At 59.2% G+C, this 12,359-nt stretch carries 9 protein-coding genes; 6 read left to right on the top strand and 3 right to left on the bottom strand.

Features of this window, described 5'->3' with window-relative positions; all coding sequences use genetic code 11:
- Positions 1-10: 10 nt before the first annotated feature.
- Positions 11-478, bottom strand: coding sequence for a thioredoxin-dependent thiol peroxidase (bcp, locus tag C5L10_RS24200; protein WP_105431736.1), 468 nt, complete (start codon positions 476-478; stop codon positions 11-13).
- Between the two features lie 127 nt (positions 479-605).
- On the opposite strand from bcp, the gene C5L10_RS24195 reads away from it, so the two are divergent.
- The gene (locus C5L10_RS24195; RefSeq protein WP_105431735.1) at positions 606-4,007 is read left to right on the top strand and encodes an AsmA-like C-terminal domain-containing protein; all 3,402 of its coding nucleotides are present in this window, start codon (positions 606-608) and stop codon (positions 4,005-4,007) included.
- Positions 4,008-4,080: 73 nt separating this feature from the next.
- On the opposite strand, the gene tyrS is transcribed toward C5L10_RS24195, so the two are convergent.
- Positions 4,081-5,334 (bottom strand): tyrosine--tRNA ligase, encoded by a 1,254-nt coding sequence (gene tyrS, locus C5L10_RS24190; RefSeq protein WP_105431734.1) that lies wholly within the window; start codon positions 5,332-5,334, stop codon positions 4,081-4,083.
- 265 nt (positions 5,335-5,599) lie between these two features.
- Between tyrS and C5L10_RS24185 the strand changes: the two genes are divergently transcribed.
- Positions 5,600-6,787, top strand: coding sequence for a diguanylate cyclase (locus tag C5L10_RS24185; protein WP_105431733.1), 1,188 nt, complete (start codon positions 5,600-5,602; stop codon positions 6,785-6,787).
- Between the two features lie 55 nt (positions 6,788-6,842).
- Here C5L10_RS24185 and C5L10_RS24180 read toward each other — a convergent pair whose 3' ends face one another.
- Positions 6,843-7,520, bottom strand: coding sequence for an alpha/beta hydrolase (locus tag C5L10_RS24180; RefSeq protein WP_046611567.1), 678 nt, complete (start codon positions 7,518-7,520; stop codon positions 6,843-6,845).
- Positions 7,521-7,762: 242 nt separating this feature from the next.
- On the opposite strand from C5L10_RS24180, the gene C5L10_RS24175 reads away from it, so the two are divergent.
- From C5L10_RS24175 to C5L10_RS24160, 4 genes are all read left to right on the top strand, one after another.
- Positions 7,763-8,929, top strand: a complete 1,167-nt coding sequence (locus C5L10_RS24175; protein WP_105431732.1) for a cysteine desulfurase family protein — start codon at positions 7,763-7,765, stop codon at positions 8,927-8,929.
- Positions 8,930-9,078: 149 nt separating this feature from the next.
- Positions 9,079-10,548, top strand: a complete 1,470-nt coding sequence (sufB, locus tag C5L10_RS24170; RefSeq protein WP_046667171.1) for a Fe-S cluster assembly protein SufB — start codon at positions 9,079-9,081, stop codon at positions 10,546-10,548.
- A gap of 24 nt (positions 10,549-10,572) precedes the next feature.
- Entirely contained in the window at positions 10,573-11,751 is a 1,179-nt protein-coding gene (locus tag C5L10_RS24165) for an AAA family ATPase (protein ID WP_105431731.1), read from the top strand.
- Positions 11,748-12,353: a hypothetical protein gene (locus C5L10_RS24160; RefSeq protein ID WP_105431730.1), complete on the top strand. Its 606-nt coding sequence runs from the start codon at positions 11,748-11,750 to the stop codon at positions 12,351-12,353. The genes C5L10_RS24165 and C5L10_RS24160 overlap by 4 nt, the downstream gene beginning before the upstream one ends.
- Positions 12,354-12,359 lie beyond the last annotated feature (6 nt).

The following is a 12,359-nucleotide window of genomic DNA, read 5'->3' as shown; positions in this document are numbered from 1 at the left end:
GTCTCCTGCCTTACAGCGCCTTGAGGCTTTCAAGCACCTCCTCGGCATGCCCTTTTACCTTCACCTTCGGCCAAATCCGGGCGATGCGCCCGTCGGCACCGATCAGGAAGGTCGTGCGTTCCACACCCATATAGGTGCGGCCATACATGCTCTTCTCCTTCCAGACGCCGTAGAGATTGGCAAGGGAGGTGTCCTCGTCGGCCGCGAGAATGACCGAAAGCGCGTGTTTCTTGGCGAACTTGTCATGCTTCTTGACGCTGTCGGGCGATACGCCGATGACCGGCGCGCCGGCCTTTTCGAAATCGGCTAAAAGGCCCGTAAACGAGATCGCTTCCTTGGTGCAGGCTTCGGTGTCGTCCTTGGGATAGAAGTAGAGGACGACCGGTTTTCCCGAAAAAGCCTTGAGGGAAACGATGCCGCCGCCGTCGCGTGGAAGTTCGAAGTCCGGTGCGATGTCGCCAATGGTCAGGTTGGCCATGGATTTCCTTTCTTTCGCCGGTATCGTGAGTGATATTTGCCGCAATCGGTATATATTCGCCCGAGCGACGTCCAGAGCAGTCGCGCCCGGTCCGAATACCATTGCAGAAAGACGAGTCCTCAGCCTGATGTCGGAAATTCGCGGAGAAAGGGTCAGTTTCAGCCGGAAAGAACTCGTTCCGCTGCATGAATTGCCTTCCGCGCAGGTCGAAGATCCGATCATCGTGCACTGCCCGCTGCCAAGCCGGCGGGGCAGGCGATTCGGCAAGACCGTGCTGCTTTTCCTCCTGCTGGTGTTTCTTGCGATCGGCAGCGCCGTTTTCGCGATCGAGGGCGGCATGGTCGACAGCACGCTTTCGTCGCGCGCCCAGAGCGCCATCAACAACGCCATCGGTCCGCGTTATGTGGCCACTGTCGGCTCGACGGCCATCCGGTTTGATTCGAGGTTGCGCCTTGCGCTGGAGGCACGCGACGTCGATATCGTCGAACAGGCCACCGGACAACATCTCAGCCGCGCCGGCGCCATGCGCATGGCTGTCGATCCGCTGGCGCTTCTCGGCGGCCGGGTGTCGATCAAGCATATGGAGGCGGAACATATCCGTCTCGACACCGCGCAATTGCCCTCCGGCGATCCGTTGCCGATCTCGGAAGTCCGCATCGATGCCATGCCGGCGCTGCTGGAAGAAATTTTCCAGCGCCTCGACGAAGCACGCGCGCTCATCGAGCGAACCGGGACGGGCTCCGTCAGCATCGCCGGCATCGAAATCCTGCTGCCGGCAGCACCTGGACGCAAGCCGATCGCGCTGGCCGTCGACGATCTCGAGCTGACGCGCAGCGCCGAAGGTGAGGTCGAGATCAACGGTGCGATCAGCCTCAACGGCCGCAAGGCGGTTCTCGTGGCAGCGTCGAAGACCGTCGAAGGGGTCACCTCGTCGCTCTCGGCCAAACTGACGGGCCTCGAGGTGACATCTTTCATGCTGCAGCGAACCGAGGACGGCCGGCCGCGCGAAGGGATCGAGGGCTCCCTCGATCTCGATCTCTCGGCGGTTCGCTCACGCGAGGCCGTAAAGCCGGCTATCACCGCGACGCTTCGCCAATCGCCCGGCCATTTCTATTTCGACGGCATTGAACAGACCTTGAGCGGCGCCAATATCAATGTCGCCTACGACTTTTCGAAGAACTCGATCGAGCTGCTGAAGTCCGAGGCCCGTTTCGGCCCGACCATCCTGCCGTTCACGGGCGCGATGATCGATCTCGACAGGCTCAATCCGGACGACAAGCGTCCCGGTTTCGGCCTCGACGTTCTGTTCAGCGGGGCGACGGCCGTCGGCGCCACGACAAGCGAGCAGCCTGCGCGCTTCGACCTCAAGGCGAACGGGCGTTACCTGTCGGCGGATCGCGAGCTTCAGTTCGATGAAATGGCGGTTTCCAGCCCCCTCGGCCGCATGGCTGGATCCTTGAAAGTGCAGTTCGGCAACCAGTCTCCCGAGATCAGTTTCGGGGCGCAACTGCCGCATATGGAAGTAACCGGGGTCAAACAGCTCTGGCCGTTCTGGATGGCGCGGAAACCGCGCGACTGGGTGATGGACAATATGTTCGGCGGCACCATTACCAACGGTTCGATCGCCGTCTTCATTCCGGCCGGCCGGATGAAGGGGCCGGGCATTCCGATGGAGCTCGACAAGAACGAGCTGCAGATCGGCTTCGATCTCGCCGATGCCCGGATCAACCTGCCAGGCGACGTGCCCCCGCTGCGCGATATCGACGGCCGGTTCGATTTGAAAGGCGAGGTGATGCAGGTCGATGTCGCGCGTGCGTCCTCCTTCTTCCCGTCCGGTCGGTTCGTCGCCGTCGAAGGCGGCCGGTTCTCGATCCCGTCCACCTATGCCAAGCCTTTGATGGCGGACCTTTCGCTCAAGATTGCGGGACCTGCCGACGCGATGACCGAGCTTGCGAATTTCCGGCCGATCAATGCGTTGAAGGGGACCGAATTCAAGCCGGAGGATTTTACCGGCCATGCGCGCGTTGATCTCAAGGCCCATATGGGGCTGATCCTGGCGCACAACCCGCCGAAGCCCACCTGGAACGCCCATGTCGCTCTCGAAGGCGTCGATCTCGGCCCGCATTTTTCAGGTCGCAAGATTGGCGATCTCGATGGCACGCTCGACATCGACAACCTGACGGCACGGCTCAGTGCCAAAGGGAAGATCGATGACGTGCCGGCCGATATCACGCTGGTCGAACCCGTCGGTCCGGCCTCTCCGACAAAACGCGAGCGGATCATCAAGACCGTTCTCAACAACGATCAGCGAGAAAAACTCGCTCCCGGCCTCTCAGACGTCATTGACGGGACGGTGACGGCTCAGCTGACGCGGATCGATGAAACCCGTCAGACGGTCTCGCTCGATCTCAGCCGGGCGACGCTTTCGATCCCGTGGCTCGGCTGGACCAAGGGCGGCGGCATTCCGGCCAAGGCGCAATTCGAGCTGTCTGACACGGGAGAGCGTTCCGATATCCGCAACTTCGAACTCTCCGGCGACGGTTTTGGTGCGCGCGGCAGCTTCGCGCTCAATGGCGGGAGCCTGACGTCGGCGGACTTCTCGCATATGCAGCTCTCGCCGTCCGACAATTATGCGGTGAGCGTCAAACGCACCAAGGGCAATTTCGACGTCTCGATCAGCGGCTCCGTCGTCGATATGCGGCCTGTCGTCACCAAGATCCGCGGAGGCGGAAAGAGCGGCAGCGGCGCCAAGCGAGGTGACGACGATACGAGCAACGCCACCGTCCGTGGCAAGCTCGACCGCATGATCGGCTTCAACGACCAGACCCTCTCGAACGTGTCGTTCCTGTTTTCAAGCCGCGGCGGCAATATCTCGACGGCCGATTTTTCCGGCTCGACGGAAAGCGGGCAGGCGGTCGTCAGCGAGATGAATGCAGGCGACACGATCTCGATCACCAGCGGCGACGCGGGCGCTATCATCCGCTTCATGAACCTCTACGACAACATGCGCGGCGGGCTCCTGAACCTGCGCCTGAAGGCGCAGGGCGATGCCTGGACCGGTGCCATCGATCTGCGCAATTTCGCGCTGGTCAACGAAACCAAGCTCCAGTCTCTCGTGGCGACGCCGGACCAGGAAGGCCGCAGCCTCAACACGGCCACCAAAAAGAACATCGATGTCAATTCGGCAAAATTCCAGCGCGGTTTTGCAAGCCTGCTTTATCGCAATGGCTCGTTCGCCATAGAAAACGGCGTGGTGCGGGGCGAGCAGATCGGTGCGACCTTCCAGGGCCTGGTACGCGACGCCAAGGGCAATATGGATATGACCGGGACGTTCATGCCGGCTTACGGCCTGAACCGACTTTTCGGCGAGCTGCCGCTGATCGGTGCCATTCTCGGCAATGGCCGCGACCGCGGCCTGCTCGGCATCACCTTCAAGCTCGAAGGCCCGTTCGAAAAGCCGAGGCTGACCGTCAACCCGCTGTCGCTGATCGCGCCCGGCATTTTCCGCCAGATCTTTGAATTCCAATGAACCAGATCTTTGAACTCCAATGAAAAAGGGCCGCGAAACCGGCCCGTTTCAATTCATTGCTGAGGAGAGCGGTTCAGGCCGGGCGCACCAGGATGTGCTTCTTCTTGCCGAGCGAGAGCTTGATGACGCCGTCGCCGGTAATTTCGCCGGTGCCGATGGTCATGCGTTCGTCGCTGACGGCCTGGTCGTTGATGCGCACCGCGCCGCCCTGGACGTGACGGCGTGCTTCCCCGTTCGAACCGGCAAGACCGGCGCGCACGATCAGCGACAGGAGGCCGATTCCGGTTTCGAGATCGGCAGCGGGAACCTCGACCGACGGCAGGTTTTCGGAAAGCCCGCCTTCCTCGAACGTCTTGCGGGCGGTCTCCGCTGCTTCTTCCGCCGCTGGGCGACCGTGCAGGATGGCCGTGATCTCGGTTGCGAGGATCTTCTTGACCTCGTTGATCTCCGAGCCGCCGAGGGCAGAAAGCCGCGCGATCTCGTCCATCGGCAGCGTCGTGTAGAGCTTCAGGAAGCGCGGGACGTCGGCATCCTCGGTGTTGCGCCAGTACTGCCAGAAATCATAGGCCGACAGCATGTCCGGGTTGAGCCAGATGGCGCCCGTCGCCGACTTGCCCATCTTGGCGCCGGAGGACGTCGTCAGCAGCGGCGAAGTCAGCGCGAAAAGCTGCTGCGTCCCCATGCGGTGACCGAGGTCGATACCGTTGACGATATTACCCCACTGGTCCGAGCCGCCCATCTGCAGCCGGCAGCCGGTCCGCTTGGCCAGTTCCACGAAGTCATAGGCCTGGAGGATCATGTAGTTGAATTCCAGGAAGGACAGCGACTGCTCGCGATCGAGGCGCGTCTTGACGCTCTCGAACGACAGCATCCGGTTGACCGAGAAGTGCCGGCCGACGTCGCGCAGGAATTCGAGGTAGTTGAGGCTGCGCAGCCAGTCGGCATTGTTGATCATCAGCCCATCCTTCGGGCCTTCGCCATAGGCGAGATAGTTCGAGAAGACGCGCTTGATCGAAGCGATATTGCCCTCGATTGTGTCGATGGTCATCAGCTGGCGGGCTTCGTCCTTGAACGAGGGGTCGCCGACCATGCCGGTGCCGCCTCCCATCAGCGAGATCGGCCGGTGGCCGGTCTTCTGCATCCAGTGCAGCATCATGATCTGGATCAGGCTGCCGGCGTGCAGGCTTGGCGCCGTCGGGTCGAAGCCGATATAGCCGGTGACGATTTCCTTGGAAAACAGTTCGTCGAGCCCGGTTTCGTCGGAGACCTGGTGGATGAAACCGCGCTCGTCGAGCGTGCGGAGGAAATCGGACTTGAACCTGGACATGATCTAACTCTGGCAGGGTGGGGTTTTGGATATGTGGCCGCGCCTCTAGCACTGTTTTTGCCGGTAATCACTTCAAAAGTGATGTTGGGTGTGATCAGCGCGACGAATGGGCGGCGGTCAGCAAGGGACCGTGCAGTTCCCGAGACGCAATAGTGAGTGTGAAAAGGCAGTTTATGCATTAACGGTTTCTTGTTTCATACGCTTTTAACATCCGGCCCGGACACGGTAACCGGGTGGTGTGCAGGTCTCCTGCACTGATGGGCTGATGAACGGGGCTGCCTTTTTCCTCGCGGTGAATTTTATCATCGCCATATGCTTCGGCGCGGTTTTCGTTGTGGTTTCCACACGCAGCCGCTCGCGGACGGCTGCGCTCTGGTTTGCCGCCGCTTTTACCGTCGCCTCGCTCTCGTCAGTCTGCGAATTGCTGGTCGCCTATGCGTATCTCACGAAATTCTGGGCAATCTGCGCCTTCGCATCGGTGCTTGGCGGCATGACCTTGCTCAGGGTCGGTGTCGGCTCTCTTTACGGCCGCAAGGTCGCACCCATCTGGGCGGGCTGTTTCCTTGCGGCGGGCATCGGCCTCGACCTGCTGATCTACGACCTGCCGCGCGGAACGGCCGCACATGCCTTTTCCTACCAGACACCGTTTGCATTGGTGCTCCTCTCGAGTTCGGCGGCCGTCTTTTCATCGACCCGCCGCCTGGCGATCGACCGGGCGCTTGGTTATCTACTGCTGGCGACCGGCCTGCATTTCTTCGCCAAGGCGAGCCTTGCCGTGATTGCGGGGGCGGGCACGACCGCCAAGGATTATATCGGCACCAATTACGCGCTGATCTCGCAGAGCTCGACGGCCGTGCTGATGGTCGCGGTCGGATTGACGCTGCTGTCGGTTCTCGTCCTGGAGATCATGGCGGACGAGCGCAGCAATTCGGAAAAGGATGCGCTTTCGGGTCTCGCCAATCGCCGCGGCTTCGAGAATGGCGTCAAGGCCGCGATGGCGCTGGCGCCGAAGGCCGCGCATGCGGTGATCATCTGCGATCTCGATCATTTCAAGCGGATCAACGACACCTATGGCCACCACGGTGGCGACCTGGTGATCCGGGCCTTCGGCGATCTGTTGCAGACAAGCGCTGCCAAAAATGCGGTGGTCGGCCGTATCGGCGGCGAAGAATTCGCAATCTTCCTGCCGAGTACGACGCTCGACATGGCAACACTGTCTGCGCAGGCGCTCAGGGGCGGGACGATGGGGATAGCTGTAAGCGGGCTTCCGCCCTCCTTCGCGGTGACCGCGAGTTTCGGCGTGGCGGAGCTTGCGCCGGGCGGCGATCTTGCAGGGGCGATGCGGGACGCCGATGCCGCTCTCTACGAAGCCAAGCGCTCCGGCCGCAACCGCGTCAGGCAGGCGCCGCATATCGGCTCCCCGCAGCCGAAATCGATCAAGGCCGTCAAATGAAAATGGCCGCCGAGGCGGCCATTCCTGTAGTTTTTACCAACAGTTCTGGAAGCGATCAGCGAATACGCTTGGCCGCCGGTTCCGGCACCAGTTCGCCGTTGAGGCGACGGTCGAGATAATCCTCGCATTCGCCCATCAGCGTGTCCACCTGACCGTTGAAGAAGTGATTGGCGCCTTCGACCATCCGGTGCGTGATCAGGATGCCCTTCTGCGTCTTCAGCTTTTCGACGAGCCCGTTGACGTCCTTTTCGGGCGCGACCTTGTCGCTGTCGCCGTTGATGATCAGGCCGGATGACGGGCAGGGGGCGAGGAACGAGAAATCGTAGGTGTTCGGCTGCGGCGCGATCGACATGAACCCTTCGATTTCCGGCCGGCGCATCAGAAGTTGCATGCCGATCCAGGCGCCGAAGGAATAACCGGCGACCCAACAGCTCTTCGAATCGGGATGCAGGCTCTGCACCCAGTCGAGCGCCGAGGCGGCATCCGAAAGTTCGCCGGCGCCATGGTCGAATTCGCCCTGGCTGCGACCGATACCGCGAAAATTGAACCGCAGTGTCGTAAAACCGCGCTTCTGGAACATGTAAAAGAGCTGGTAGACGATCTGGTTGTTCATCGTGCCGCCAAACTGCGGATGCGGGTGCAGGATGATGGCGATCGGGGCGCTCTTTTCCCTGGATGGCTGGTAACGACCTTCAAGGCGGCCGGCTGGGCCGTTGAAAATGACTTCGGGCATCGGTACTCCGGTCAATATGTTCAGGTTCTAGACGAGTATCACGTCGAGTTGGACTTGACGAAGCCGCTCAGCTTTTCTAAAACTCAGTTTAGAACCATTCGAAACTTTGGGCTGCATGCTGGATGCGCGCCCGATGCGATGTCTCTTACGGCAAGGCCGACGGAAATTTCAAGGAAAATGCGGGTCCCCGTCCGCCCCATCTGTAATTCAACATCTATCTAGAAACGGAAGCCGATCAGGCAATGGCGCTGAACCGCACATATCTGGACTGGAACGCGACCGCGCCGTTGAGCGCGCCGGCCCGCGCCGCCATGCTGGATGCGCTGCAGTTGCCGGGAAATGCCTCGTCGGTTCATGGCGAGGGCAGGGCGGCGCGTGCGGCAATCGACAAGGCGCGCCGGCAGGTGGCGGCGCTGGTCGGTGCAGAGCCTGCACATGTGACGTTCGTCAGCGGCGCGACGGAAGCGGCCAACCACGTCCTGACCCCGGATTTCCGCATGGGCCGGGCGCCTTTGACGGTGGGACGCGTGTATGTTTCGGCGATCGAGCATCCGGCGATCCGCGAAGGTGGTCGCTTCGATCCGGCCCAGGTGACCGAAGTGCCGGTGACGCCGGCTGGCATCGTCGATCTTTCCGCGCTCGAGGCGCTGCTGGCCGAACACGACGGCAGCACCGGCATGCCGATGGTCGCCGTGATGCTGGTGAACAACGAGACCGGCATTATGCAGCCAGTGCGGGAAGCGGCGGCGATCGCCCATGCCCATGGCGGCCTGATGGTGGTGGACGCCGTGCAGGCGGTTGGCCGCATTCCGGTGGACATCAATGCCCTGGATGCGGATTTCCTGATCCTGTCGTCGCACAAGATCGGCGGTCCGAAGGGAGTCGGCGCGCTCGTCTCGCGCGGCGAGGTGCTGATGCCGAAACCGCTGATCCGCGGCGGCGGCCAGGAAAAGGGCCATCGCTCCGGCACCGAGAATTTCCATGCCGTGGTCGGGTTCGGCGCGGCGGCCCAGGCCGTGCGCGAAAACCTTCATGACCGCAATGCCGCGATCGAAGAGTTGCGCAACCGCCTGGAAGCGGGAATGCGCCAGGCGGCGCCCGATGCGATTATTCATGGCGAGGGAGTTCTGCGCGTAGCGAATACCTGCTTTTTCACTTTGCCAGGGCTGAAGTCGGAGACCGGCCAGATCGCTTTCGATCTCGAAGGCATCGCGCTGTCCGCCGGCTCCGCCTGCTCGGCCGGAAAGGTTGGCGAAAGCCATGTTCTGACGGCAATGGGGCACGATCCGAAGCTCGGTGCTCTGCGGATTTCGCTCGGCGTCGACACGACGGAAGATGATATCGCGCGGGCGCTGGCCGCCCTCGCAAAGATTGCCGGCCGGCGAAAACCGGCGGGCGAGGCGGCGTGACCGCTTTCAAAATTGCGCATGCGCAAATTTCCGCTTGCCAAAAGGTGTGAAAACCGCCTTCTGGCGCCTACATAAGGGAGGCAATTGTCCCCCCCGGATTGATGACAAGAATTGCCGGAATTTGAACCGGCAAGAATTGGAGTATGAACATGGCTGCCGTGCAGGAAACAATCGATCAGGTTCGCCTAATCGATGTGGACCAGTACAAATACGGTTTCGAAACCGTCATCGAAGTGGACAAGGCGCCAAAGGGTCTTTCGGAAGATATCATCCGTTTCATCTCGGCCAAGAAGCAGGAGCCGGAATGGATGCTGGAATGGCGTCTCGACGCCTATCGTCGCTGGCTGACCATGGAAGAGCCCACCTGGGCACGCGTCGAATATCCGAAGATCGACTTCAACGACCTTTACTATTACGCCGCGCCTAAAAGCACCGCCGGCCCGAAGTCGCTCGAAGAAGTCGATCCGGAACTGTTGAGGGTCTACGAGAAGCTCGGCATTCCGCTGCGCGAACAGGAGATTCTGGCTGGCGTCGAGACGCCCAGGGTCGCCGTCGACGCCGTCTTCGACTCCGTCTCGGTCGTGACCACCTTCAAGAAGGAACTTCAGAAGGCCGGCGTGATCTTCATGTCGATCTCCGAGGCGATCCGCGAACATCCCGAGCTGATCAAGAAATATCTGGGCTCGGTCGTTCCGACCTCGGACAATTTCTATGCGACGCTGAACGCCGCCGTGTTCACAGACGGTTCCTTCGTCTTCGTGCCGAAGGGCGTGCGGTGCCCGATGGAGCTGTCCACCTATTTCCGCATCAACGAGAAGAACACCGGCCAGTTCGAGCGCACGCTGATCATCGCCGAGGAAGGCGCTTACGTTTCCTACCTCGAAGGCTGCACGGCTCCTCAGCGTGACGAGAACCAGCTCCACGCCGCCGTGGTCGAACTCATCGCCCTCGACGATGCGGAGATCAAGTATTCGACGGTGCAGAACTGGTACCCGGGCGATGCGCAAGGGAAAGGCGGGATCTACAACTTCGTCACCAAACGCGGCGATTGCCGTGGCGCCCGCTCGAAGATCTCCTGGACGCAGGTCGAGACCGGTTCGGCGATCACCTGGAAATATCCGAGCTGCATTCTTCGCGGCGACGATAGCCGCGGCGAGTTCTATTCGATCGCCGTGTCCAACGGTTATCAGCAGATCGACAGCGGCACCAAGATGATCCATCTCGGCAAGAACACGTCGAGCCGCATCATCTCGAAGGGCATTTCCGCCGGCAATTCGAACAATACCTATCGCGGTCAGGTGTCGATCAACCGCAAAGCTTCGAATGCCCGCAACTTCACCAATTGCGACTCGCTCCTGATCGGTGACCAGTGCGGTGCGCACACCGTGCCCTATATCGATGTGAAGAACGCATCGGCACAGATCGAGCACGAAGCAACGACCTCGAAGATTTCCGAGGACCAGAAGTTCTACGTCATGCAGCGCGGCATTCCCGAAGAGGAAGCTATCGCCCTGATCGTCAACGGCTTCGTCAAGGACGTCATCCAGCAGTTGCCGATGGAATTCGCCGTCGAGGCCCAGAAGCTGATCGGCATCTCGCTCGAGGGAAGTGTGGGATAAATCCACGAGGAAAGATATCCGATCATGATAATCACGAAGTTGCATTTGCAAAATTGGCGAAATTTCAAAAGTGCTGATGCGACTCTGCGCGATGTGACATATGTGCTCGGGATCAATGCATCCGGTAAATCAAACTTCTTGGACGTTTTTCGTTTCCTCCGTGACGTTGCGAAGTCCACAGGCGGTGGGTTGCAGAAAGCCGTCAGTGATCGCGGTACGTTAAAAAAACTGAGATGTCTGCGTGCTCGAACTAATCCAGAGATTGGGCTCGAGATTGAGATATCAAACTCTGCTGATGACGCTTTTCCAATTTGGAAATACAAACTTTCGTTCAACACAGAAGGCAAGGGTGCTCATCGTCTTTTAATTGTAGAAGAGGTTGTTACCAAATATGACGGTGAAGGTAACGAAGAGGTTTTGATCAAGCGGCCCGATAAGCAGGACCGAGCGGACAGCGAGCGTCTTACGCAGACCGCCCTTGAGCAGATACAAGCCAATGCCCAGTTTCGAGAATTGGCTGAGTTCTTCGGAGCTACGAACTATCTGCATGTCGTTCCACAGCTCCTCAAATTTGGTGATCTTATCGGTGGGCGCAAACTGGAGGATGACCCATTCGGTCAAGGCTTTATGGAGCGCATCGCGCGGACAAGTGAAGCGACCAGAAAGCGGAGATTGGCGCGAATAGAGAAGGTGTTGAAAGAGGTCATTCCGCAGGTTGAACAATTGGATTTTGTCCGCGATGAGATTTCCGGAACGCCTCATCTTGAGGTTCGCTACATTCATCATCGTCCTCGCGGTGCAATACAGCGGGAGGATCAATTTTCTGATGGAACGTTACGATTGATTTCGCTCTTCTGGCTTTTATTAGATGGTACGTCGTTACTGTTGCTTGAGGAACCAGAGCTGTCGCTTAATGAGGAAATTGTTGCCCAGCTACCTCGATTGATTGAAAAGGTTCAGAAATCAACAAAGAAGAAGCGCCAGATAATCGTAACGACGCATAGTAAGTCTTTACTCGGTAACGCAGGTATTGATGGGCGCAGTCTTCTGATTCTACAGCCTTCCAATGAAGGAACAGCTATCAGTCAAGCAACGGATGCGGAGCTTGAGGCGATGGATTCAGGGTTTTCTCCAGCCGAGGTGGTGCTACCTCGTGCGCAGAAAGTCTCAGGAGCCTCGTTGCAAATGGACATTTTCGCATGACGTTTTTGTACTTAGCTACGGAGGATGTTCTTAGCGAAGCAGTTGGCCTAAAGATGATCCACACTGAGATCGGCGAGAAGGTCGAGATTCAGACTCTTCGTAGAAACGGGTTCGGGTATTTGAAGTCAAAGATGCACGATTTTGCAGGTATGGCGGCACGAAATGTCATCGTTTTGCTGACTGATCTAGATGCCGCAAAATGTGCACCGTCCATGAAGGCTGATTGGTTCCATAAGATAGATCAACCTAATAAATTCGTATTCCGGATTGCCGTAAGAGAAACCGAAAGCTGGCTGATGGCGGATAGAGTTCATTTTTCAGATTTTCTTGGGGTTTCGCAAAATGCCGTACCACAAGACCCTGAGACTTTAGTGGATCCCAAAGCTAAACTTGTGGATATTGCTCGAAAAGCAAAGCGCGACCTTCGATCCGACCTAGTACCAGCGCGTGGCGTAAGAGCGAAACAGGGTATCGGATACAATGAAGTCTTGTGTGGCTTCGTTGAGAGAATGTGGGACTGCCGTCGAGCATCTCAAAATAGCGATAGCCTGCGGCGAGCCTGTGATCGTCTAGCGAGTGTCGCTCATCACATAACAAACTAGGAATTG

The sequence above is a fragment of the Neorhizobium sp. T6_25 genome (assembly GCF_002968555.1).
Taxonomy (GTDB): Bacteria; Pseudomonadota; Alphaproteobacteria; order Rhizobiales; family Rhizobiaceae; genus Neorhizobium.
The sequence above is the reverse complement of the archived record's forward strand: the minus strand, read 5'-3'. Positions and strand labels throughout refer to the sequence as shown.